The organism is Roseofilum reptotaenium CS-1145 (genome assembly GCF_028330985.1).
GTDB classification, from domain to species: Bacteria; Cyanobacteriota; Cyanobacteriia; order Cyanobacteriales; family Desertifilaceae; genus Roseofilum; species Roseofilum reptotaenium.
Map to the genome: position 1 here is coordinate 23,160 of NZ_JAQMUE010000018.1, position 25,138 is coordinate 48,297.

Here is a 25,138-nt window from a genome sequence, read left to right on the forward strand (position 1 = left end):
GAGTCTAAATAAAAGAGTGACAACCTAAGCCTTTTGACTAGAGTTAGTGAACGTTACATCCTCTTGAGCTTCGATACCCATTCCCATCTGCTGGGACACTTCAGTCGCACTTGAATCAGCTTCCTGTTTCAGTCCTTCAGCCTTGACATTCTTACCCTGAACTCCTTTGAACATTACCTGCTTCACCAGCTTCTGCTGAAACTCAGCAGGCAATTGGGGACGCACTTCTGCATCAAGGACTTGAATCAATTCAGCAATTTCACTATATCCCTTCGCTAAATCTTCCACCTGTTCAGTTAGCACCGGTAACCCAAATACATCTGGATTACTTTCAATCAAGAGTGGTGCATTTTCAGCCGCCTCTAACACTGCTGCCGTTTCCGGAGATTTACCCTTTAAGAGTGCCTTTAGCTCACTCACCTGCTCCCAAATCTTACTCCCCAGTTCTGGAGCCTTTTCACCCAAAGTCTCACCTAGCTTTTCAACCATTTTGGTTACGAGCAGAGTCGCAATAGCTGCCGCAGTTAATGTTTCCATAGCTCAGAGAATTTTATATTCACTTGATTATCCCAGTTTCAGTGTAACTACCCCTAACCCCATCTGCCCACTGTCCAGGTATCCATCGCCCGATCAAAACTTGCTGCTGGGCGAATACGCTAGATCTGCTCAATAGATTATTCGTGCTGTAGTTAGAATATTCACAATCCCATTGTGGGAACTATTGTGGAACAATACGAACCCCAAGTTTTTGAGGTTGAGTTTAGCGATAATGAAGGAAAAGCTTGTGCCATTGAAACTCTCAAGAAACATGAACTCATGGTTCTTTAAAAGTATCTGATAAATCCGGAGAAAATAGCTGTTTGAATAATTACCGATTACCCATTACCCATTCCCAGCGCTATGCGCTAAAAAATAGGGTGAGACGCGCTCACCCTATACCATACAGCATCAATAGGAAAAGAGAAGGAAAACCGTGAATTATTCTTTAGCCGCCATGGATAAGATTAAATCTACCATCCGGTTAGAATAACCCCATTCATTGTCATACCAGGAAACAATCTTGAAGAAGTTAGCATTTAATTCGATACCTGCACCAGCATCAAAAATGCTCGAATGGGGATCGGAGGTGAAGTCTGTCGAAACGACTGGATCGTCTGTGTATTTCAAAACACCTTTCATTTCACCTTCGGCAGCTTTCTTCATCGCTTCGCAAATTTCGGCGTAGCTGGTGGCTTTTTCGGTCTTGAAGGTTAAGTCTACGACTGAAACATCGGGAGTCGGAACCCGAAATGCCATCCCAGTGAGCTTACCTTTGAGTTCGGGTAACACTAGGGTAACCGCTTTAGCCGCTCCAGTAGAAGCGGGGATAATATTTTGGGTGGCACTGCGTCCGCCGCGTAAATCTTTACGACTGGGGCCGTCAACGGTGGGTTGGGTCGCAGTCATAGCGTGAACGGTAGTCATTAGGCCCTCTGCCAAGCCAAAGTTATCATTAATGACTTTAGCAACGGGAGCTAGACAGTTGGTGGTACAACTGGCGTTAGAAACGACTGTATGTTTGGAGGGGTCGTAAGTCTGATGATTTACGCCTACTAATAGGGTGGGGACTTTGTCGGGGTCTTTTTCCTTAGTCGGTGCAGAAATAACCACTCGTTTCGCGCCTGCTTGCAGGTGGGCAGAAGCTTTTTCATAATCGGTAAATAATCCAGTAGCCTCAACCACAAACTGCACACCGATATCGCCCCAAGGCAGTTCAGCCGGGTTTCTGACCGAATAACAAGGGATCTCTTTCCCATTGACCACGATCGCCCCTTCTTTGGCTTCGACTGTTCCCTTAAATGGCCCATGGGTGGAATCGTATTTGAGTAAGTAGGCAATACTTTCTGGAGGAACCAGGTCATTAATGCCACACACTTCAATTTCTGGATGGGCAACTGCCACCCGAAATACTAGCCGCCCAATACGACCAAATCCATTAATACCAACTTTCACTGTCATATTGAGATGACTCCTGTAATCGAAATCGATAGGAAAACAACATTCCGCGATCTACTTTGGCACTTCCTCTTCTGAACCTGGGCTATGGCAAGAATGTTTTAAGCATTGATTAGGGAATAGGGAATAGGCAAGAGGCCATCTTCCCCATCTCCCTATCCCAATCAGATCCTAGATTCTAATCAAGGTTCGGCCCGGCTGCGATAATTTCGGGTTCAGCAGTCTTAAAGCGTTTGAAGTTCTCAATAAACTTCTTGGCTAACTGGGTTGCTTGGCGATCGTAAGCGTCTGGATCGCTCCAGGTATTTTTGGGATTCAGAATCTTCGGATCGACATTGGGAACGCTTTCTGGAACCAAGATCTTAAAGATTGGGTGAGGATTGAACTTCACATCCTTAAGATTCCCATTCAACGCAGCCCAAACCATATAGCGAGTGTCTTGAATATCAAATCGTTGACCTACGCCATAGGGGCCACCCGTCCATCCAGTATTGATCAAATACACTGAGGTGGTCTCTTTATGTTCTTCTAAACGTTTGGCCAGCATTTCCCCATAAACCGTAGCCGACAGGGGTAGGAATGGCTTACCAAAACAAGCGGAGAAGGTGGCTTCGGGTTCGGTAATGCCCCGTTCAGTTCCTGCCAGTTTGCTCGTATAGCCAGACATAAAATGATAAATGGCTTGCTCAGTCGTCAGCTTGGAAATGGGAGGCAATACGCCAAATGCATCCGCAGTTAAAAAGATGACGGCTATAGGATGGCCGCCAATACCGGGAATTACACAGTTGGGAATATAGTTGATGGGGTAAGCACCACGGGTATTTTGGGTTAAGCGCCCATCGTCATAGTCTGGAATACGAGTTTCTTCATCGAGGATAACGTTTTCTAGGAGTGAACCATAGCGCATGGCATCCCAAATTTCTGGTTCTTTTTCTCGTGATAGGCGAATGGTTTTGGCATAGCATCCTCCCTCGAAGTTGAAAATGCCATCAGAAGACCATCCATGTTCATCATCTCCGATCAGGCGACGGCTGGTGTCGGCTGAAAGGGTGGTTTTTCCAGTCCCGGAAAGACCAAAGAAGAGAGCCGTGTTTCCTTCATCATCCATGTTGGCACTACAGTGCATCGGCAGCACATCGCGCTTGGTCATGTAGTAGTTCATGAAGGAGAAGGCGGATTTTTTCATTTCGCCAGAGTAAAACGAACCTCCTACAAGGATTAGTTTTTTCGCGAAACTAACAACGATAAAAGCTTCACTATTAATACCGTCAATACCTGGATCGCCTTGTAAACCAGGAACAGCAATAATCGTGAAGTCGGCGTGATGAGTTTCTAGTTCTTGAGCGGTGGGCCGGATGAACATCTGATGCACGAACATATTTTGATAGGCTAGTTCGTTGATGATTCTCACGCTCATCCGGTAATTGGGATCTGAGCCAATATAACCGTCGAAGATGTAGAGGTCTTTGCCTTGAATGTAAGCGAGAACCCGTCTGTGGAGAAGGTCAAATTTTTCGGGGGATAAACCAACATTGACCTTGTTCCAGTGAACTTCATCGTGAATGAAGGGTTCATCGACGATAAAGCGGTCATTGGGCGATCGCCCCGTATACTTGCCTGTTTCTACACAGAATGCACCGTTGGCAGCCAAAACCCCTTCTTTCCGGGCTAGGGCATGTTCCAATAGTTTGGGAACTGCTAGATTTCGATACACCTGTTGGATATTGCGAAAACCGAGTTCGTCGAGTCCGTAGTAAGGAGGACGTAGATGGGGCGCTCTGCTATTGCTTTCGGATGGGGTAATGGCGATCGGTTTAATCGGAGTTTGAACCATAATCTAATCTCCTTAAATTCATCTGACGTTACTTCTTTGTAAATCTTTGTGAATCCTTGTTTGATTCCTTCGATTTAGAAGATTCGACCTTTACTCTACCGTCAATCCCCAAGAATGTTGCATCAGCTTCCAATAAAAAATATGTCGAAAATTCACTATTTTTATAGTTTTTTGAACTCATACTAAGAAAGCAGCTTCTTAAGTCATAAAAGCCTAACAAAAACTTCTTCAGGGTTTGCTATTTTTAATTTCCTGTAACCTATAGTACAGGGTGCTGTAATCTCGATAATAACAAAATTTTACTTCGATTCCCTTACTGAAAGTCCTGTAACCCATGATCCCCCCGATCCAAATCCATAAGACCACTTCAGCCTCTTCGTTAATTCTAAATCTTAAGAAAAACAAAAGCCCAGAACCACCCAAAAAACAACTCAAACTTACTTAATCAAACGCAACAAGCATTTATCCCTTAAACCATCAATATTTTATTATCTACTCTCTATCATCCATTAGATCAATTAAAAATTAAAAGTTAGAAACTGAAAATTAGGGTAATCGTCTATCCCCGCATCCCCTCATTCACCCACTTCCCTATCCACCTCTTCCTCTTCCTCCCATTCCCCCCACCCCCAAGCTATGATCGAAACAAACTCATGGGATTGACAAGAAAGATCAAAATAATGGGTAAGCTTTGCTATAGTTGGTTCTGTATAAGAGGTATGGGGTGAGGACAACATGGGAATTAATAGTCAACTGCCATCAAACATTCCACAAACAGCACAAGACGACGTACTCCTAGCTTCACAAGCGCTTAACGCGCCCGTTTCTCCCGAAGCTAGGGCAGAGTTCACCAGTCAACGGCCCCTAAGCTTCATCCAGAATGATGGACAAGTGGATGACTCCGTATCCTTCCATGTCCGGGATGGAGACGTGGGCGAAGTTTTCTTTACTCAAGAAGAAATCGTTGTTGCTAATGGTGATGATGTCATTCGAGCTAACTTTGTTGGCTCCAACCCCCATGCCGAGATTAGGGGATGGGAGCAACTCCCTGGTATTGCCAACTTCTTTATCGGCAACGACCCCTCGAAATGGCGCACCAACATCGCAACCTTCGAGGGGGTATGGTACGAAGAAGTCTATGCAGGTGTTGACGTTAAATATTCTGGTGAAAGCGGACAAGTTAAACGGGATATCTACGTTGCCCCCGGTGTAAGCGTTGACACGGTTGTAATCGAATACGAGAACGTCAATGATATTGAAATTCGCGAAGATGGCTCCCTTGCTCTGATTACTGACACCGGAGAGCTAACCGAGAAATCCCCCATCGCCTATCAAATTATTGACGGTCAGCAAATCGATGTCGATGTTGCCTACAAACTTCTCGGCAATAATCAAGTTGGCTTTGAAGTCGGCAGCTATGACTCCAACCATGAATTAGTCCTTGACCCCATCCTGGAATACTCCAACTACTTGGGTGGAAGTTCAGTCGTTTCACTAGATGTCCAACCCTTTAATGATTTCCGGTTAGAAACCCGAACAACAACCCAGACTATTCCAGGGGTTCCCCCCAATCCTCCCACTACCATTACCAACACACAAATCGCTACAGTAACCTTCCAAAATGGAACATTTGTTGCAAATGCAACAAATGTTACCGCTCCTGTCCCTGCGGAAGATGCGGGTTATGCCATTACCGTAGACCAGTTTGGAGCGGCTTACGTTACCGGGGAAACCTTCTCTGTTAACTTTCCTAGAAAGCCATCTGAAGATACTCTTGCCCCCTTTACTCGTCCCCTACCCGACCCTAGGCCTGGAAATGATGTTCGAGAAGCCTTTATCTCCAAAATTAATAGTGATGGCAGCTTAGTTTACTCTACCTATATCGGAGGAGCAGACAAAGACCGGGCAAATGATATTGCTGTAGACCAGGCAGGGAATGCCTATATTGTTGGTGAAACGGAATCTTCAGACTTTCCAGTACAACAAGGGCGTACTACAACACCCTTTCAAGCCTTCGCTGGCGGTTCCCAAGACGCTTTTGTTCTCAAACTCAATCCTACTGGCACCCAGATTGACTATGCTTCTTATCTCGGCGGTAGTGGTTTTGAGCGAGGATCTAGCATTGTTGTAGATCCTAATGGAGCAGCCTATGTTACCGGACAAACTACATCAACTGGCCTGGGAACTGCTGGCGTGTTCCAGCAAAATACTAATGCCACTAATGGTAGTGATGCCTTTATTGCTAAAGTGAACGCGACAGGGAATCAGTTGGTTTACTTTACCTATGTAGGGGGGCCTGGATTTGAAGAAGGCATTGGCATTGATATTGACAGTACAGGTAATGCCTATATTTCGGGAACTACCCAATCTTCAGGTTTAGCAACTTCTGGAGCCTATCAAACCAACCTGGTTGGCTCTAGTGATGTCTTTGTCTCTAAGATTAATGCCGATGCCACCCAACAAGTTTATTTCTCCTACCTTGGTGGTGGCGGCGGAGATGTTGCTGGCGGTATTGTGGTTGACGATGCAGGAGCAGCCTATCTGACAGGTATTACTCCCTCCCCTGACTTCCCTACGGGTCGCAATCTGGAGTCGGGACAAATTCGCAACTTTGCCCAACCCACGTTCCAATCGAACTATCAAGGAGGGCAGTTTGATTCCTTTGTCACCAAGTTTAATGGCGATGGCAGTTCCTTAGACTACTCTACATTCTTAGGCGGCAGTGGTAATGAAGGGGTTGCTTTCTTACCGCTAACTGCGTCGAGTATTGGTATAGACCAGGCAGGACAAGCTTATGTTGTAGGTACAACCACGTCCACAGAAAATAGTGCCAATCCTTTCCCTCTTAGAAATGCAGAACAGCCAAATTTTGCTGGTGGTCGAACAGATGCTTTCTTAACCAAACTCAATCGGGATGGTTCTGGGTTAATTTACTCCTCATTTTATGGAGGAGATGGAGATGATTATGGCTATGGAATTGCAGTAGATTCAGCAGGTGCTGCTTATACCACTGGACAAACGGTTTCTAGTAATCTCAATGCTAACCGTAATCCCCAGTTGCCCCCTCCCGGAACATTTGAAGTCTTAACTCCTGGATATCAAACTGGCGATCCTAGTCCAGCACGGAGTATTGACTTCTTTGCCAATAATGTACCTGGGTCGAGAACTCGAATTGGCACTCTAAATGTGGCTAATGAACCCGATGCGTTTGTTACAAAATTCTCCTTTGAAGGGGTAATTGTTACTGAGTTTGGAGGCAGTATAGACCTGGTAGAAGGTGGAGTAACTGATTTCATTGGCCTAGAACTAGCAACTCCTCCCACTGCTCCTGTTACAATTCTTCTGACTCCTGATAACGAATCTACCATTGCCCCCAATACCGTCACGTTCACGCCACAAAACTGGAATCGTCCCCAAGCGGTACAAGTAATTGCTGTTAATGATGGGGATGTAGAAGGAGCGCACCAGAGTACCATTAGTTTCCAAACCTTTAGTGGTGACCCCAACTATAACAATATCTTCGTTCCCTCAGTGACAGCCAATGTTACCGATAACGACACCCGAGTGTTTGTCGAGGAAAACCAGCAACCGGATAGTACAAGGGGTTTACTCGTGTCTGAAAATGGAGATACTAATACCTACACTATCCGATTAGCTCAACAACCAGCTCCGAATACGACAGTGGAAGTGGTTTCCTCGCCAGATTCCCAACTCACTGTTGGTGCAAATGGCAATGCTTTAGGAAATACCCCCTTTACTCTGACCTTCAGTCCTAGCGATCCCCGAAATCTCTGGAGTAATCCTCAAACCGTGACCGTGGGGGCAGTTGATGACCTGATTCAAGAAGGGAACCACACGGGACAATTGCAACTCTCGGTGACTAGCCCAGATGGACAGTTTAACAACACTAACGCCATCCTGGTGAACGATACCCCCCTCACCCAACAGGGAAATCAGCGCAGTACCCTCACTGCCAATATCTTAGATAACGATCAACCCGATATCTTTGTAACGGTTCCCAGTGGAGAACTAACGACTAGTGAAAATGGTACAGGGTTTAATCTCTCTGCCCGATTAGGCAGTATTCCTACTAGCAATGTGGTTGTCCCGATTACAATTAGTGATGCCACAGAAGGGAGGGCAGTTCCTGCCAGCCTGACATTTACGCCACAAAATGCCACTCAACTGCAAACCGTACAAATTCTTGGGGTTCCTGATGCAATCATTGACGGAAATCAACCCTATGTGGTGACTGTTGCTCCAGCCCAAAGTAGTGACCCTAACTATAGCGGACGGCAACCCACAACCAATGAATTTAATGTTCTTAACCTGGATATTGACACTTTTGGGGTGAATGTTACTCCTGTTACGGGTCTGAGGACATCTGAAGAGGCAACAACGGCGACTTTTGATGTAGTACTCTCTAGTAGTGAAGCACCTCGGGCCAATGTACAGATTGACTTTAGTACCTCTGATACAGGAGAAGGCTTGATTTCTACGGATGGGCAAACCTTTACTGAAAATGCTTCTCTGGTCTTCAATGCCCAAAACTTTAATGTTCGCCAAACCGTAACTATTCGAGGGGTTTCTGATGGGGTGGTTGATGGTAATCAAGCCTATACCATTATCAGCACTCCCACCACTAGCACGGATGAACGCTTTAATAATGTCCCGGTGCAGAATGTGGCGGTGATTAATGAAGATATCGATCGCATTGGCTTGAACTTTAATCCCAGCAGTGGTTCAACTACAATTAGTGAAGATGGCACATCGATTCAATATACTGCTTCTTTACAAAGTCGGCCGAGTGCCAATGTGGTGATTAGCGTTCAACCGGATGTACAAAGCTTGGTAACCCCTCAAGTGCTGACGTTTACGCCAAATAACTTTAATCAGGCGCAAACGGTTAGCATTACTGGCTTTGACGATCGCATTGTGGAAGGAAACCACAGCAGCACAATTAACTTCTCCGTTGAGTCTACCGATGCTGATTATGGTAATTTAACCCTTGACCCAGTGACACTGACCGTTCTGGATAACGATACCAATCGCCCTGGTTTGACTCCTTCTCCAACTCCTGCACCTTCTCCCTCTCCGGGTTTCCCCAGTTTCCCAAATTTCCCCAGTTTCCCAACTTTCCCAGGGTTCCCGACACCCTCTCCTGCTCCAACTCCTCAACCAGCTCCGAGTCCTGCACCTTCTCCTTCACCGGGAACAGGAAGGGCAACTCCCGGTAATGACAATATTGACATGGGCGCGTTAAATATCCGCAGTATTTCTGCCCTGCAAGGCAATGATATTGTGATTGGTAGTCCTGGCAATGATTTCATTAACGGTAATCAGGGTAATGATTCTCTTTTGGGTTCAGCCGGGAATGATTTCCTCTTTGGTGGTCAAGATAATGACACCCTGCGGGGTAGTACCGGTAATGATAACCTGAATGGAGATTTTGGAAATGACTACCTGGAAGGAGGAACAGGTAGAGACTTCCTAAGTGGTGGTGCTGGCAATGATGTGTTTGTTTTATTGACCAGTGGCGCAGTAACTACAGTCTTCCAAGCTGACCGAGTTCGTGACTTCGGTAATGGATTTGACCGGATTGGATTAACCGATGGGCTGAATCAAGGAAATATCCAGTTGTTGCAGACGGGATCGGATACGGCAATTCTGTTTAATGGGTTATATCTGGGTGTTGTGGAACGCACGACTCCGGGGCAGTTAAACAATCGGTTTATTCCGGTTTCGTTGTAAGGGTTAAGTCTCCCTCTCCGCAAACCCCTCTTCCTAGGGAGAGGGGTTGTTTTATTTTCGCCTTGAAAAATAGCAAGGTGAGGGGATGGGAAGGCTCAGACTTTGTTCCCTTGTCCGTTAGACAACTAGCTTACAGCCTTAACGGGTGACCCTTACTTAATTATCCCTGAATCCGGTGAATCTTGATAAAATTAGTCCCACGAATTTTCTGTACGGGAGAGCCACCTAAGACCAAGATTTTATCTCCTGGAGCGGCTAAATCTTTGGCCAATAGTTGCTCATTAATTTGCACAATTAACTCCTCCAAAGAATCTTCTGGATTCTCTAACAACATGGGTTTCACTCCCCAGACTAAGTTTAAGCGATGATAAACGCGATCGCGGGGAGTAAAGGCGACTACAGGCGCTTTAGGACGTTCCGCTGCCGCTAGAGTTGCGGTATAACCGCTCGTCGTAAAACAGGCAATACAGCGCAGATCCAGGATCTTATCAATCGTATTCAGAGCCTCACTTAAGGCATGGGTTTCATCAATTTCTGCTGGTGGATAATTAACAAATTCAGCTTCCTTTTCGGTATCCCGAGCAATTCTGACCAACATTTCCACGGCTTTCACCGGATATGCACCCACCGCAGATTCTCCTGAGAGCATTACCGCATCCGTACCATCCATAATCGCATTGGCTACATCCGAGGCTTCCGCACGAGTCGGCCGAGGATTGCGAATCATGCTATCTAACATTTGGGTGGCGGTAATCACTGGAACTCCCTGTTGATTACACGATTGGATAATCCGCTTTTGCAACTTGGGGACACGCTCTGGACTCATCTCTACACCTAAATCTCCCCGTGCCACCATCAAACCATCACATTGCTGCATAATGGCTTCTAAATTTTCAACGGCTTGGGGTTTTTCAATTTTAGCCATCACCTGAACATGGTCAGCTTCATGTTCATGCAGAAATTCTCTGAGCGTGATAATATCCTCAGCACTACGAACAAAACTCAGGGAAACCCAATCAATTCCTTGATCTAACCCAAAGGTTAAATCCTGTTTATCTTTCTCCGTCATGGAAGGCAAACGCAGACTTAAAGAGGGCAAATTCACCCCTTTGCGATTTTTCAGGATACCCCCTTCCATAACCTTACATTCTACTTGGTTGCCCTGGATGGACATAATCTTGAGTTCTAATAAACCATCATCAAGCAAGACTTGTGCCCCCGATTGAGCTTCTTCGGCTAAAAAGGGATAATCAATGGGGATGGTTTGTTCTTGGCCGTTATATTCAGTTTCGGGAACCAAGGTAACTGATGCTCCTGGAATTAGCTCTAGTTCACCTTCGGGAAATCGTCCCACCCGAATTTTGGGCCCTTGCAAATCTTGCAATAAGGTAACTGGAATATCTAATTCTTCGGAAACTTGTCGCAGTCGCGAGACGACTTTAGCATGATCGTCATAACTTCCATGGGAGAAATTAAGACGAGCAACTCTCATTCCTGCTTGGACTAATTCTCGCAGCACTTCTAGCTTATTGCTGGCAGGGCCGATGGTAGCAACGACTTTGGTTCGAGAGAGACTTGAGTTCATAGAATATTGCTGGCTAAGACCGTCTATTCTCACCTAGGGTAACAGCTTAAGATTAATCTCTCTTCAAGGAAGGTTAAGAGGACAAGAGGCAATAGGCAAGGGGCTAGACACTGTGTTTGACCTAGAATCTGCGATCAAACCGCCAAATGCGTCTCTCTATAGGGGATAGAGAGATCTCCATCTCCAAAAATAACCGAAGAGGGAAATCCTCTCATTCTCCGTGTCCCCACGCCCACCCCGTCCTCGTGTCAGTCTATGGGGGCAAGTATACAGCCTTGGCGAGGGGGGAGTTGGAGCCGGAGATCGCCATTGTCTGACCATTCGATTTCTGCTTGTCCATAAACCAGGGTTTTGGGGATGTGATTTAAGTTTCTGGGAAAGCAGCGTACGGTAATCGCTTCTTCTCCCGCATTGAGGGCGATAATCAGGGTTTGATCGGTTTCTTGACGGGCGAAGATATAAACAAGTCCTTCAGCAAAAATAACGTGATAGGTTCCGATTCGTAGGGCGCGATACTGGTGTCTGAGGGCGATGAGTTTATGATGGTAGCTTAGGATACTTTTATCACGCTCTTCTGGAGAGGGAAAACTGCGCCGACAGTCCGGATCGATCGCTCCTTCTAATCCGATTTCGTCGCCATAATAGATGCTAGGCGCTCCAGGGAAGGTCATGAGCAGGAGAGTGGCTAATTCAACGCTGGGGCGATCGCCTTGAGCGATGGTGACTAAGCGGGCGGTATCATGGGAATCGAGCAGATTGAGTTGCGCTAGTTGAATTTCCCAGTCATAGAGATGCAGTAGGGATTCGATTTTACTGGCATAACTGGCAGCATCAAGGGCAGGATAGGGTTCATAGGCAGAATTACGGACCAGATCGAGATTGACGCGATCGCCAGCAGTAAAGGCGATCGTTGGAGCAGTAAATAAATAGTTCATGACTCCATCAAACTGGGTTCCATCCAGCCATTGCAGGGCATTTGTCCAAATTTCGCCGACAATATAGGCTTCTGGGTTAATGGCTTTGACTCGTTGCCTAAATTCTTGCCAAAAGCCTTCCACGTTAATACAAAAGGGTACATCTAATCGCCAACCATCGACTCCTAAGCGAATCCAATATTCGGCAATTTGCATAATATATTCTCGCACGTCTGGATTCTGGTGATTAAATTCAGGTAAGGCACGATTATTTGCCCAACCGATATAGTTCGCCGGTTTACTGCCATCATAGGCGGATAGGGGCCAATCTTGGATTTTAAACCAGTCTACCCAAGGGGAATGGGGGCCATTTTCTAGGATGTCATTGAAGTGGAAAAAGCCGCGACTGGCATGATTAAAGACTCCATCTAAGACAATTTTAATCTGGCGTTGATGGGCAGCTTCGAGAAGGGCAAAAAAGGCTAGATTTCCCCCTAGCATGGGATCGACTTGATAATAGTCATGGGTATGGTAGCGGTGATTACAAGCGGATTGAAAGATGGGGGTAAAGTAAATGGCTGTAATGCCCAAATCTTGTAAATAATCCAGGGTTTCAATCACACCCCAAAGGTTTCCCCCCTTATAACCTTGCACGGTTGGGGGAGAGTCCCAGGGTTCGAGGGGGAGATGGGGATAAGTTGTGCCTGGGGGTGGGTTGCCTTTGGCGAGGCGATCGGGAAAAATTTGATAGAAAACAGCATGTTTTACCCAGTCTGGTGTCTGAATGTTCATCTGTGCCACAATCTCCCTGACTCATTGTTCGTTATTCATTGTTCATTATTTATTGCCCTAGTGGGGTAGGGAGATAGATTCAGAGTCTGTGTGTAATCCTTGGATTAAGGAATGAGTATCTAGGTTGGTGTCTAGATGTTGCCGAGCTTCTAGCTGCCAAAGGTCAAGTTCTGGCGATCGCCAGGGAGCATGGATAGAACGGGTTTGATGGGAGTCACAGTCTCGGCATTTTTGCCAATACTCGCTGGCTTCAAGGGGTTTGTCTTGGGCTTCGAGGACTTGAGCCAGGAGACAGTGGGGAGCGGCGCGATCGCTATTTAATTCTATAGCTTTGCGTAACCAAGTTTCGGCCTGAGAAAGGTCTTTGTCTTTTTTCAGGAAGTAAGCCCATCCTAGGTTTTTATAGAGCGTAGATAGAACAGCTTGGTTTTTCACTTGGTCAAGGATGGGGATAATGCGTTCAATGGCAGTATCCGGATTATGGCTCAAAATGTCTAGGCGGGAGAGGTTGCTGATGGCAGCATGGGCAGCATGAGTTTGGGCTTGAGCTGCTCGATTATAGTGATGGTAGGCGTTGGGAAAGTCGCTGAGTTTTTCGTAGGCTGAAGCCAGGTTGTAGTGGACTGCGGGAGAGTCGATCTCGAATTTGAGCGCCCATTGCAGGTAGAATACGGTTCCTGGGAAGTCGCCTTGCATATAGGTGTCGTATCCGGTATTTTTGAGGCGATCGCCGATTTGTTTCTTTTGGCTGATGTCACGACTGTCTTGCCAAAGTTGCAGTTTCAGTTCTAGATTCTCGTGAATCGCCTCAATAGGCTGGATCTCTTGCAATACCTCTAGGATACTGTCGTCATTCTCCTGTTGGCTAGGCAATCGAGTTTTCAGCAGTTCGGGCTTATATCGAGCCACCAGGGAAACTAGATCGGAGCGCTTGGAGCGGCGCTGTCCGTTCTGTGACTCAGAATTGGCTAAACCGAATTGATCGACAATGCGCTCGACATGCTTGCGGATAGCAGGTTCGCCAATGCCGAGAGCCTCGGCGATTTGCGCGTCTGCCTCACCGGAGAGAATACCATTGAGGACTTGTTGACGGCGATGGGTTAATTGATTGTAGACTTGTTCAAATTCTTCTTGATTCATTGGGTTCGGGTTAATCAGCGAAGTCACATTCAGTGACGATCCTGGCTAGTCAGGGAAAAGATAGAATCTAGCTTTATTTCCTTTTTACCTTATCCTGTGTTTTGGTCGATCGCCTGTTCCTAACCCACTGCAAAACCTGTATGAAGTCGCACGTCTGGGGGATGAAACCCCAACACAATCTTCTCTTTGGGAATACCGGAGCGCAGTAAATCATCTGCTATGCCATCTTCCAACCCGTCCCGATAAATCCAGATCTTATCAGCGATCGCCTCTAAATGCCAGCATATCTCAATTTAGGGGATCGTCTGCTAACCCATCATATCCAAGCTGAAGTCCTCCTTTAAGAGTTACGCTGTTTTAGTTTTTCTTGAATATCGTGATTAATCAACTTTGCTTTTTCAAAGTCAAATATCATACCCAGGTAATCAAAATTGGTCATTGCCTTGACAATATAGCTTTCTGCTTTCTTGAAATCACCTTTTGCTTTTTCTAATAGAGCAAAAGATGTTTCATAATAAGCAATACGGCGCTTGTCATCATGAGCCTTAACTTCTTCAAATCCCGTCTTTAAAAGACATTCAGCTTCTTCTAAGTGGTTTTCACGAATATAAATATCTGCCAATATCTTATTCGCATAATTTTCATTTCGCCTATGTTTTATTGCTTTAGATAGTGTAATTACAGAATCGCACATCTGTTTAGCCTTGTCATGATTTTGCTGACAAAAATATACTTCCGCCCTTTCACGATCGATATAAATTTTATACATACAGTAATCATCATATTTTGAAAGTTTTGCCTTGTGTTGATCGAATAACTTTTGTTCTTCATCTAACCAGCGATGTGCTTCTTGATATCGCTCTAATCGGGTATATAAACCTGCTAGATGATTAGTTAAGTAATCAAGTGTAGCGTAGTCAGCATAATGGCGTTGCTCCCATGCATCAAGGAGAATCGTTTCAGCTTCAATAAAATTATCACCACCCATCAGTAGCAAAGTTCTTGCTAGATGGGTCATAGCTCGTATTTTAACCGGATGTTCTCCTCTTTCTCTGGATTTGTTAATAATCCATTTTAACCAATACACACGATCTTTCCAATGACCTCGTAGATTTGCATAGTTTTCTAAATAAAACCAGAGTTCTTTAATATATTCATATCGATCAGTATCTTGTGTTTTGTCTTCTTTGCAAAAACGCAGTACATGCAAAAGGTTATCCCATTCCTCTGCTAACTGTCTATAGCCATGGCTAAATCTTTCATCTTTAGATTTACATGAATCAATCCTTGCTGCAAAATTAAGATAAAATCGCATCCATCTACAAATTAATTGCTTTTTAAAATATATATTCTTTTCTAGTTCTGCATAAGCATACTCGCGGGTTAAGGGTAACATAAAAAATCTTCCTTCGAGATCATATATCAGAGAAAAATTGATTAAACTTTCAATGCTTTTTTCTATTTGTGGACGAGGCTTTTCTGTTAATCCTGTAACTTTAATTAAAGCGTTAAAACTTGGAGATTTATAAAAAATAGAAATGGACATAAAAAGTTTATATGCGTCAAGATTTTGGACGCGATCAATTTCTTTAATATCATCGATTGACTTAGAGAAACAAAAATGAGACAAATGATTATTAGCATCTTTTAGTTGCTTCAAAATTGTCTCTATAGAGCAATAGCTGGAGAATCGACCTATACTATAGATGATCGCTAAGGGAATTCCACTAGTCACTTCATATAACTTTTCTTTTTGCTGATGATTTAAACCTTTTTTCCGTAGCTCTAGTTGCTGATTAATTAATTTAAGACTATCCTCTCTAGATAATGATTTTAAGGAGATAGGCTGAAACATATCAGACGCTTTTTCGCGAGTTGTATAGATTGTTTTAGCATTTGGCAATTCATATATAAACGATAAAACCCTTTTCCTATCTTGGATAGTTTCTAGATTATCCACAATCAACAAAGTTCTACCAACTTCTCTAAATTTGTTATATATTTTTTCTATATGGCGACGGTTATCTGAATCATGCAGAATAGCTGGCTCTTCTAAAGTAGTCACTATTTTTCTATAAATTGCCTGAAGATTTCTTTGTGGGGATAATCGGTCTTGAATAGTATCCAGTAAAAATTCTTGTTTTGCGGAAGTAAAAATAATAGCTTCAAACCTAGGAATTTCACATTGTAGTCTTTGGGATAAAGGATGATAAGCCGTTTTTCCACGCTCCCTATATTCCAGACATAAATAAGCAGCTTCTAAGACAAGAGCTGTTTTGCCAACACCTGCAATACCATTCACTTCAATAATTGGAGCAGGATAGTTGGGAGAAAGATATTTCATTAACTCACATAATTGTTCTTCTCTACCAACAAATTGGTTATGCTGAGGAGGAAGATTTTGCATTCTGCATCCACTGAGTTCTGATCGCAGCGTGATACGATTTGAATAATCAGAATTGGATAGTATTGGTGGATCATCATAGGTAATGTCATCATCACTTAGAGTTAATCCAAATGGCTGAAATAAAGTAACAATACTTGTACGATCAGTTTTTCTTTTGCGGTTTATAATCTTGGAAATAGTGTCTGCTGAAAGAGGTCTTCCTCCATGTTGCTCATTGCTGTCAGCACCAATGAAAGCTGATAGCTCTTGTAAAGTAGGCTTTTGTTCAAATTCTTCTAGAATAACTTTCCAAATTTTTTTATATCCTTGCTCCGTTAAACAGCACGTATCTCTGCGTCGTTGTCCTGTCATCAGTCTTATCCTCCAATTGAGTTAACTTGCTTGCTGCCTAAAATAGGAGAATTTAAGCGAAGATAAGGTTGATATCCCCAAGTTAAGAGCGTTTAGAGATTCTCTTCCCTCAATGATTATTACACCTCAACCCCTTTTTGGCTTTAGTAGATACATTTTTTTACAAAAAAATCTTAAATTCTTGCTTAACTTCCGTAATTTCACTGCAAGCACTATTACTGTCTACCTATATATGGAGTTGAACCCTTCGGATAAGGATAGAATGATGAAACGCTCCATTTTACTCAGTGCCAGTCTTGCTGTCTTGGCAACTATCGCGTCTCCCCCAGATTACTCAGTCTTCAACGTGGGCAGTGCTTCTGGAGACCATTTACAGATTATTCCACAAGGAAATGGTGAGGATAAGACAGTGCCCACTAACGTCAAACGGGATTCAGTGTAATCGGTCTTGAGATTATAGCACATTGTTACAGATTGTGACACTGGCGCTTGATCTCTATATAGAATTATCAATTTATCCCTTGCTAGAGGCGAGAAGATCATCCTCCCGCCTCTAGCTCTTCTATGAATTTGTAACGCTTTATGTAAATCGACAGGAAAACCCCTTGACAAGTCGGGAGAATTTCAGTAAAAATAGTTTTATCACAAAAGTGACGAATGATAGAAGAATGAGTTCACATTGGAGACAACTCCATGAATCTGCACAGAACATCTCCTCCTAAGGTCAACCGGTGGCAATGGTTTCTCGGTTGCTTTGCCCCATCATCGCCTAAAGTTGCCACTCCTCCGTTACCCTGGACAACTTTTGATCCCGTAGTTTTTCTTGAAGGGGAAGGAGTGGTTGACCAGCCCATCCCTCCCTATGGACGGGGCCGAGTATATTACCGAGGTTCTTGGTGGCCGGCCACCTGCATGGAGGAAACAACGTTGCTGACTGGTCAGGAGGTAAGGGTCATTCAACGACAGAATATCACGTTATTAGTCACACCTGTAGTCTCTCGCTTAACTCAAGGGTGAAGACTAGCTCAAATTTTTGGGTTTCGCTTTGTATTACAATTCGGAGGAACTAAGTTTATGGCAACGTTTAACTTAAAAGAATCAGTTATTTATTCCTTACTTCTAAGCAGCACAACTGTTGTAAATCTTGCACTTCCATCCAATGCTGCTGTATTTCACAATGATTGGTCTTACTCAATTGACTCCTTTAATGATGGTATGACCGGCAATATTGTTGGTGGAACCAAGTATGAAATTTATGGAACTGCCATCAAGCAAACCCGCGATCGTATTTTTGTCGCCATCAATGCCAATACTCCTCTAGAAGGAGTACATAGTGATTATGCTGATGATAATCATGTGGGTTGGGGAGACCTGTTCTTCAATTTCTCAGGACAAGATCTAAATACAGCCAGTGCTAATGGGAAGTTATTTGGTATTCGCTTTTCCAGTAATAATGCATCTGCTGCTCCAAGCTTGGGTCTTTTTGGCAATGTTACAGCAACAGATGTAGCGAATCAAAATGGTCTTCTTCTTGACAATTTAGCAGAATATAATGACTGGATTACCACTCATGGAGGAACACCTTCCATCGGAGATTTTTCTGCAACTGATCCCTACTTTGATCAAACTCGTCATGTACAAAATGTGATCGCTTCTGGCACAAAGCTAGGTGATATTGACCTGGTCAGTGATGTAAATACCCTCGGACTAGATTTCGCTCATTTTAGTGCCACTGGTTCTCATACCATTGCCTTCAGTTTTGATTCTTCTCTACTTCCTACTGGAAACTTTTTATATCATCTAGGTCTAGAATGCGATAATGATATAACAGGAGGAACTGGAGAATTTAAAGATGTCCCTGAACCTTCAAGTCTGATGAGCTTAGTAACACTAGGTTTGGTATTTACTGGCTTAAGATTACGCAAGTCTGTAGTCTAAACTCATCACTGGAAATCTCATCCGCAATCGATAATATCCGAGGGGCTTGTCAACCTCTCGGATATGCAATATTGACTTTAATCAAAATTTGGGTTCTCTACAACCAGATCACTGAGCAGAAGGAGATAACATCATGAATCGTGTTACTCATCTTGATACCCATCATCATTATGGAAACGTTACTGAAGTATTGGCTATTGAAGAAGTAGAAAGACAACTAAAAGATGTTTCCGTAGATCTTTCTCAAACTATCAATAAAACTGATGCTGTTGCTTATGCTTTAAATCGCCTTCCCTCAATGTATGCCACAACAGAAGAAGGTTATGAGTGGCAAAAACAACAAGCTAAAAAAAGGTTATCTCCTTTAATTACCCAGGCTGCAAAATGGGGAATTAATGCAGCTCAACGCAATAAAAAGCGTTTTGCAACTCCCTTGTTTAACCAAAACCAAGCTGAAGTAACGTTGCGAAAATTAAGAGTTTTACTGGGCCGTGAAGACTTGAATTGGGAGAATTTAGTTTCTGCTATTGAAGAGTATCTAAATCTAGCATTGTCTACAAAAATAGACTAATTTTTGTTTTCTAATTCTCAAACTTTGCCTGATATATCTAATTAGTTTAGCTGGAGAGTTCCGATGAGTTCTTTAACTACCTTATCTTGCTTCACCCCTCACCCTTCAGTTCATTCTCCACTTAAACGCTTGATTGATATTCTGGGTGCTTTGGTCGGCTTACTACTACTAAGTATAATATTTATACCCGTTAGCATTGCAATCAAGCTCGACAGTCCAGGACCAATTTTATTTACACAAAAACGATATGGACTTTCTGGCAAACCGTTTACACTCTATAAGTTTCGATCTATGGTCTGTAATGCAGAAGATTTAAAGAAAATTGTCTCTAACCAAGCAAGGGGGATGCTTTTTAAAAATCTTCAAGACCCTCGAATCACTAGAGTCGGTCATTTTTTACGCAAAACCAGCCTTGATGAATTTCCTCAATTTTGGAACGTCTTAAAAGGAGAAATGAGTTTAGTGGGAACTCGTCCTCCTATTGAACAAGAAGTCATCCAATACAATGCTTACCAATGGCAGAGACTCAATGTTAAACCTGGACTTACGGGAGAATGGCAAGTTAATGGTCGTTCCCAAGTCAAAGATTTTGAGACTGTAGTTGCTCTAGATTTACGCTATCAAGAACGCTGGAATACAACCTATGACTTCATTATTTTAGTCAAAACGATTTGGGTTGTTTTCCATCAATATGGATCGGCTTAAAACTAGAATACTTTATTTCTCTCTAGATTGATTAAACGTGCATAAATTCGCTAAAACACAATTCGCACAATCCGGTTTTTTCGCCTGACAAATGGCGCGACCATGGTAAATTAACCGGATTGACCAATTTTCCCAATCGGGTTGGGGTAGAAGGCGCATTAAGTCTCGCTCTATGCGAATGGGGTCTTTGTGTTCGGTTAAGCCTAGGCGATCGCTTAAACGCTTGACATGAGTATCAACAGTTACGCCCATATTAATGCCGAAACCGTGGGCAAGGACAACATTAGCCGTTTTCCGAGCAACGCCAGGAAGTTTGAGCAATTCTTCCATTCTTTGAGGCACTTTGCCCCCAAAATCTTGCACAATCATGTGACAAGCGCCTTTAATATTTTTGGCTTTATTGCGATAGAATCCAGTCGATCGCACCAAAGCCTCCAATTCCTCTAACGGTGCATCTGCTAACTCAGGGGCATCCGGATAGCGTCGGAATAATTCTGGAGTCACTTGATTCACGCGCTCATCCGTGCATTGGGCGGATAAAATGGTCGCCACCAGCAACTGTACCGGCGTTTCATAAGTTAACGTACAGGTGGCATCGGGATACAAACGCTTCAGCCGGATCAGGATTTCTCTAGCTTTTTGCTGTTTGGCTGACCATTTGCGGGTGATATTCATCGATACTGGGATAACATCAATTGTTCAATTGTTATATTACTCATTCTTGATTGAGTCTTGACGCTCGTGACTCCTATTCGTGTCTTCTCCATCCTCCTGCTGATCGCCGTTGGCTTAGGCTTAACCTTAGCTCTGTCCCTCTCATTTGGTGCTGTTTCCCTGACTCAAACCGAACTCTGGGAAGCCCTCTGGCATCAGGGAGATACAGTGAATCAAACCATTATTTGGCAGTTGCGACTGCCCAGAGTCGTCGCTGCTGTTTGTGTGGGATCGGCTTTGGGAACCTCTGGCGCTTTATTGCAAGGCATGTTACGCAATCCCTTAGCTACCCCTTTTTTACTCGGTATTTCTGCCGGTGCGGGTTTAGTCTCCGTTGCCATGGTGACGTTGGGAGTTGCCCAAAGTTGGATACCCTTGGGGGCTTGGTTGGGTGCGGTTTTAACCACAACCCTCGTTTATGGGTTGGCTCGCAGTGTGAATGGCATCTCCGTAGAGCGCTTAATTTTAGGGGGTGTGGCGGTCTCTTCCCTCTTTGGGGCAGTACAGACCACATTGCTGTTATTATCCGCAGATAGCCGCATTCAGCAAGCGCTCAATTGGTTGGTAGGCAGCTTGAATGGTCGGGGATGGGCAGAGGTACAAGTGGCGGCTCCCTATTTAATTTTGGCGTTGATAGGCGCTATTCTCTTAGCCCGATCGCTCAATGTCCTGAATTTAGGCGATGATTTAGCGGTAGGATTAGGCGTATCCTTGGGGCGATCGCGTCTCCTCATCGGCTCTATTGCCACCCTGCTGGCTGCTGGAGCCGTCAGTATTGCCGGGTTAATCGGTTTTGTCGGTCTCATTGTCCCCCATGGTATTCGCTTACTGATCGGTGGTAATGATTACCGTTTGATTATTCCCCTCTCTGCCCTGGGAGGCGCTTGGGTGCTAACCTTCGCGGACTTACTCTCCCGGCTAGGCGCTGTAGAATTACCGGTTGGTGCAGTCACGGCTCTTCTGGGTTCCCCTCTGTTTGTCTGGTTACTCTATCGGCGATCGATGTAATACTTAAAAACGTTGCCGAAATCCCCCTTGAATGGCATCATGAATCATCCATAATTAAGTATTGCTTTCTTATCCAACATTCTGGTGATTCCCCACCCTCTTACTTCCCATCTGCTGGCAGCGGCTGAAAGTGGCCCTTTGCTGGGCTCCATCTGGCTAGATGCAACAGTCTTAATGGTCATGTTAGTCCTCTCAGCCTGCTTCTCTGGCTCAGAAACAGCCATTACTGCCCTCGATAATTTCAAACTCCGCGCCCTAATTAAGGAGCAGGGAGACCCCCAAGGGATTTTTCGCCTGGTTCTAGAGCAACGGACAAGGTTCATTACCACTCTCCTCGTTGGCAATAACCTGATTAACAATTTTTCCGCTGTCCTCACCAGTAACCTGTTTGCCCTCTGGCTAGGCAATGCCGGGTTAGGGGTGGCAACCGCAGTCATTACCTTTCTGGTGCTAATTTTTGGCGAAATCACGCCGAAGTCCCTGGCGATCAATAATGTGTTGGCCTTTTTTAAGGCAGTGGTGCGACCCATTTATTGGCTATCTCGCGCCTTATCGGCGATCGGCATTATTGATTTTCTGGAATGGATCGCCCAAAGTGCAATTCGCTTTTTCCAGGGTAATACCACCCAGGATGACGCTTCCCTGCAAGATTTGCAACTGATGATTGAGATTTTGGGCGGCAAAGGAAAACTGGATTTCTATAAGCATGAGTTGCTCAATAAAGCCTTGATGCTCGATGAATTGACCGCGAAAGATGTGGTTAAACCCCGCATTGATATGCGTACCATTTCCCATGAAGCCACGTTGCAAGAGTTGGTGAATCTCTGTTTAGAAACCGGGTTTTCCCGAATTCCCGTTCAGGAAGAGTCAAAAGATCAAATCCTCGGCGTAGTTCACCTCAAACGCGCCCTCCAAACCCTGAAAAATCTCCCCCCAGGAGAGCGTAATTTAGCCCCAGTGACCGCCGGAATGGATTCGCCTGTCTATGTGCCGGAGGTGAAAGGGGTGAGCGATCTGTTGAAGGAAATGCTCCAAAGTCGGATTCATTTGGCGATCGTTGTGGATGAGTATGGGGGAACTGTAGGACTTGTCACTCTCGAAGATGTCTTAGAAGAGTTAGTGGGTGAAATTTATGATGAAAGTGACTTTCCCCATCGTCCCTCCCGTCCCGGACGCACGGCAAAACCCCCCAAAGATCGCCGATGGATTCCAGGCTTACCGGGAAGGGCGCGATCGCCCCGCTCACCAGCATCTCATGAGAATTTCCCGGATCGATAAACCTCCATCTCAAAAAAAACTTCCCAGGGGGTTGTGTTTTGATTAAACCTTATGCTAAATTAGGAAGTCAGTGAGCAAAAGGGTCGATGCCCGAGTGGTTAATGGGGGCGGACTGTAAATCCGCTGGCACTGCCTACGCTGGTTCAAATCCAGCTCGGCCCATCACCGCCTCTTCTAACGTGCAGTTAGAACTAAAAGTTTAGTCAATGAACTGCCCGTGTAGCTCAGTGGTAGAGCACACCCTTGGTAAGGGTGAGGTCACGAGTTCAATCCTCGTCACGGGCTTTCTTTTTACTCCCTCTCTCACACCTTACCAATGGCATCCTCTGCCACTTGAGCTACAACGTACCGGCGTATCATCCCATCATTGTACCTTAAGTGGTCTATTAATGGTCTAGGCGGCTAAGTACCCCTAGAGCCACCTTGAGTTCAAAAACGGGTAATCCTCCACGTCCTGCTCGTCAGCCAAGCCAAGGTAAGTTGCCATTACCTGCCCTCTAGCGTTAGTGAAGCACTTAAAGGGGTCTACCCTTCTCCACCAGAAGCCCTTGCTATCCTGCTTGTAGGTACGTTCGTGAAAAGCCCTAATCATTCGCTCGGTGAAGTGCCCCGTCTCCCTGAGTTGTTGCTTAGTCAGGTATTTTCCCAGGTAGGGGTTTAATCCCTTTGGCGACTCTGGCAGTGTCGGCTTCTTCGGTTCGTCACCCCTAGATCGGAGAGGAGTGGGATCGCATTTCACTCCGTTAAGCAGGGGAATGTATCCGTCGTCAAAACTTCCTCTGATGAGTCCTTGGGACTGCGCTTCCCTGAGAACGGCACACGCTAATCGGACTCCCCTGGATAGGTTCCCTTCTCCTATCTTCCTCAGCAAGCGCTTATCTTCATCCGATAATCCAGTGATTGGGGTAATTCTTCTTTGGTGGGTGGTGGTGGTCATAGTGTGTCGGCTGTGGGTGTCCCTTAGTATATACAGCAGCGTCACCCCTCTCGTAGGGTAACGTCCAAAGTATATACATTATCTGTCTACCCTAATCGTCATACTGCGAATTTTAGGGTAAATTTTAGGGTAAACTCAAGGCAGAATAGAGACGTAGAAAGGAATGCCGCTAACCCTTCTTCGGCTTATAGGGATTGTCTCTCCCTGTTTTCTCACAATAATCGCTAATAGCCATTGCCATGAAATCTAGTGTTTCCTTAGTGTCAGCGAGTAATTCATATCCAATCCCCTCCTCCTTCTGGCTATTTTTCTTTAATTCCTTTCTGGTCTCTTGTACGGCATTGGTTAGCCTCCGATTTATTCGTTTAACTTTTCTCCTAATATTTTAGCAGAGGGTATATGTGTGGGTGTATCACTAATATTTACCTTAAAATTAAAGGTAAAATTAAAGGTGAATAACGGTAGGAGAGATAATAAGAGAAAGGATGATTCTTTCTTACAGCTCTTGTTGCACTTTGTAAGAGTATTATCCAAGCTAAAGTCATATAGGGAATGGATTTCGGGCGATCGCCTGAAAAGGTAGTAACCCAGTCAGGTAGTCCACTGAAGATGTCCATCCTATCAATATTTACCCATCAACTTTTACCCTAAATATTTAGGGTAAATATCACGCGGGGGGGGGGGTAATAGGCGAAACAACGGATCTATCTTCCTGATTCATCCCCTTTAGATTCAATGATTGCCTTTCATTGCCAATCTGCATAAATTCAAAAAACATTCTTCTCTGAATTCTTCTGGTTCAATAGCCTTAGAAGACATGCGCCCACCGCCTTCATCACTAAAGTCTCTATACTGAATGGCTATAGTTCCACTTGCGTAAAGTTCCAATTCTCCATGGTTACCACCTTCAAGGAACCCCCTGTATAAAGGTCAGTTGAAACGTGCAAAGAATGACGATAATCACCTGCGTCAGAATCACGATAGAGTAGTGAGCTTCCGTGCTCTAAAGTATTCCACCGAATGATAATTTCAATTAAATCACTACCTATATACTCTTTTAATCTATTCAGGAAAAGTAAACGCAATTCCTCGTCTTCTTTTCGCATCCCTGCTATTTGTCTCTTGTTGACTTCTTCAGCTAAATCGTGGTGTAGGTCGTCAAATGAATTCATCTTTTTTCTCCAAATTTAAGAACCTCATCAAGTCTATCTTACCTGA

The 25,138-nt window shown here is 44.5% G+C and carries 19 protein-coding genes, 2 tRNA genes and 1 pseudogene; 11 read left to right on the forward strand and 11 right to left on the reverse strand.

Annotation, left to right across the window (positions count from 1 at the left end; all coding sequences use genetic code 11):
* Window positions 1-24 precede the first annotated feature (24 nt).
* Window positions 25-537: a hypothetical protein gene (locus PN466_RS01970; RefSeq protein WP_271936532.1), complete on the reverse strand. Its 513-nt coding sequence runs from the start codon at window positions 535-537 to the stop codon at window positions 25-27.
* A 186-nt stretch (window positions 538-723) separates the two neighbouring features.
* Here PN466_RS01970 and PN466_RS01975 point away from each other — a divergent pair, with 186 nt between their 5' ends.
* Complete coding sequence (locus tag PN466_RS01975) at window positions 724-828, forward strand: DUF4926 domain-containing protein (RefSeq protein ID WP_271936534.1); 105 nt, start codon at window positions 724-726, stop codon at window positions 826-828.
* Window positions 829-978: 150 nt separating this feature from the next.
* On the opposite strand, the gene gap is transcribed toward PN466_RS01975, so the two are convergent.
* The gene (gene gap / locus PN466_RS01980) at window positions 979-1,998 is read right to left on the reverse strand and encodes a type I glyceraldehyde-3-phosphate dehydrogenase (protein WP_271936537.1); all 1,020 of its coding nucleotides are present in this window, start codon (window positions 1,996-1,998) and stop codon (window positions 979-981) included.
* Window positions 1,999-2,173: 175 nt separating this feature from the next.
* A complete protein-coding gene (pckA, locus tag PN466_RS01985; RefSeq protein ID WP_271936540.1) occupies window positions 2,174-3,829 on the reverse strand; it encodes a phosphoenolpyruvate carboxykinase (ATP) in 1,656 nt (551 codons plus the stop codon).
* A 735-nt stretch (window positions 3,830-4,564) separates the two neighbouring features.
* On the opposite strand from pckA, the gene PN466_RS01990 reads away from it, so the two are divergent.
* Complete coding sequence (locus PN466_RS01990) at window positions 4,565-9,580, forward strand: DUF7948 domain-containing protein (protein ID WP_271936542.1); 5,016 nt, start codon at window positions 4,565-4,567, stop codon at window positions 9,578-9,580.
* A 160-nt stretch (window positions 9,581-9,740) separates the two neighbouring features.
* Here the strand turns inward: PN466_RS01990 and pyk are convergent, their stop codons facing one another.
* From pyk to PN466_RS02015, 5 genes and pseudogenes are all read right to left on the reverse strand, one after another.
* On the reverse strand, window positions 9,741-11,165 hold the full coding sequence (pyk, locus tag PN466_RS01995) for a pyruvate kinase (protein WP_271936544.1): 1,425 nt from the start codon (window positions 11,163-11,165) through the stop codon (window positions 9,741-9,743).
* 248 nt (window positions 11,166-11,413) lie between these two features.
* A complete protein-coding gene (locus tag PN466_RS02000) occupies window positions 11,414-12,871 on the reverse strand; it encodes a glycoside hydrolase family 13 protein (protein ID WP_271936545.1) in 1,458 nt (485 codons plus the stop codon).
* 57 nt (window positions 12,872-12,928) lie between these two features.
* Window positions 12,929-14,011: a LuxR C-terminal-related transcriptional regulator gene (locus PN466_RS02005; RefSeq protein ID WP_271936546.1), complete on the reverse strand. Its 1,083-nt coding sequence runs from the start codon at window positions 14,009-14,011 to the stop codon at window positions 12,929-12,931.
* A 119-nt stretch (window positions 14,012-14,130) separates the two neighbouring features.
* Window positions 14,131-14,289, reverse strand: a pseudogene (locus tag PN466_RS02010) (element excision factor XisI family protein); the annotation flags it as partial.
* A gap of 62 nt (window positions 14,290-14,351) precedes the next feature.
* Entirely contained in the window at window positions 14,352-16,769 is a 2,418-nt protein-coding gene (locus PN466_RS02015) for an ATP-binding protein (RefSeq protein ID WP_271936547.1), read from the reverse strand.
* Window positions 16,770-17,031: 262 nt separating this feature from the next.
* Between PN466_RS02015 and PN466_RS02020 the strand changes: the two genes are divergently transcribed.
* From PN466_RS02020 to PN466_RS02040, 5 genes are all read left to right on the forward strand, one after another.
* Complete coding sequence (locus tag PN466_RS02020; RefSeq protein ID WP_271936548.1) at window positions 17,032-17,211, forward strand: hypothetical protein; 180 nt, start codon at window positions 17,032-17,034, stop codon at window positions 17,209-17,211.
* 251 nt (window positions 17,212-17,462) lie between these two features.
* Window positions 17,463-17,786 (forward strand): NfeD family protein, encoded by a 324-nt coding sequence (locus tag PN466_RS02025; protein ID WP_271936549.1) that lies wholly within the window; start codon window positions 17,463-17,465, stop codon window positions 17,784-17,786.
* A 57-nt stretch (window positions 17,787-17,843) separates the two neighbouring features.
* Window positions 17,844-18,707: a PEP-CTERM sorting domain-containing protein gene (locus tag PN466_RS02030; protein ID WP_271936550.1), complete on the forward strand. Its 864-nt coding sequence runs from the start codon at window positions 17,844-17,846 to the stop codon at window positions 18,705-18,707.
* Between the two features lie 133 nt (window positions 18,708-18,840).
* Window positions 18,841-19,278, forward strand: a complete 438-nt coding sequence (locus PN466_RS02035; protein ID WP_271936552.1) for a late competence development ComFB family protein — start codon at window positions 18,841-18,843, stop codon at window positions 19,276-19,278.
* Between the two features lie 63 nt (window positions 19,279-19,341).
* The gene (locus PN466_RS02040; RefSeq protein ID WP_271936554.1) at window positions 19,342-19,983 is read left to right on the forward strand and encodes a sugar transferase; all 642 of its coding nucleotides are present in this window, start codon (window positions 19,342-19,344) and stop codon (window positions 19,981-19,983) included.
* A 12-nt stretch (window positions 19,984-19,995) separates the two neighbouring features.
* On the opposite strand, the gene nth is transcribed toward PN466_RS02040, so the two are convergent.
* A complete protein-coding gene (nth, locus tag PN466_RS02045; RefSeq protein ID WP_271936556.1) occupies window positions 19,996-20,658 on the reverse strand; it encodes an endonuclease III in 663 nt (220 codons plus the stop codon).
* Window positions 20,659-20,724: 66 nt separating this feature from the next.
* Between nth and PN466_RS02050 the strand changes: the two genes are divergently transcribed.
* The 4 genes from PN466_RS02050 to PN466_RS02065 all read left to right on the forward strand — a co-directional run bounded on the left by PN466_RS02050 (window position 20,725) and on the right by PN466_RS02065 (window position 23,268).
* The gene (locus PN466_RS02050) at window positions 20,725-21,705 is read left to right on the forward strand and encodes a FecCD family ABC transporter permease (RefSeq protein WP_271936557.1); all 981 of its coding nucleotides are present in this window, start codon (window positions 20,725-20,727) and stop codon (window positions 21,703-21,705) included.
* Between the two features lie 174 nt (window positions 21,706-21,879).
* Window positions 21,880-22,983 carry a hemolysin family protein gene (locus PN466_RS02055; protein ID WP_271936559.1) on the forward strand — a complete coding sequence of 368 codons (1,104 nt, stop codon included), beginning with the start codon at window positions 21,880-21,882 and terminating at the stop codon, window positions 22,981-22,983.
* A gap of 80 nt (window positions 22,984-23,063) precedes the next feature.
* Window positions 23,064-23,145, forward strand: a tRNA-Tyr gene (locus tag PN466_RS02060).
* A gap of 51 nt (window positions 23,146-23,196) precedes the next feature.
* Window positions 23,197-23,268 (forward strand) — tRNA-Thr (locus PN466_RS02065).
* A 127-nt stretch (window positions 23,269-23,395) separates the two neighbouring features.
* Here PN466_RS02065 and PN466_RS02070 read toward each other — a convergent pair.
* Together PN466_RS02070 and PN466_RS02075 are read right to left on the reverse strand one after the other, a co-directional pair.
* Window positions 23,396-23,920, reverse strand: a complete 525-nt coding sequence (locus PN466_RS02070) for a hypothetical protein (protein WP_271936560.1) — start codon at window positions 23,918-23,920, stop codon at window positions 23,396-23,398.
* An 860-nt stretch (window positions 23,921-24,780) separates the two neighbouring features.
* On the reverse strand, window positions 24,781-25,092 hold the full coding sequence (locus tag PN466_RS02075; protein ID WP_271936562.1) for a hypothetical protein: 312 nt from the start codon (window positions 25,090-25,092) through the stop codon (window positions 24,781-24,783).
* Between the last annotated feature and the right edge of the window lie 46 nt (window positions 25,093-25,138).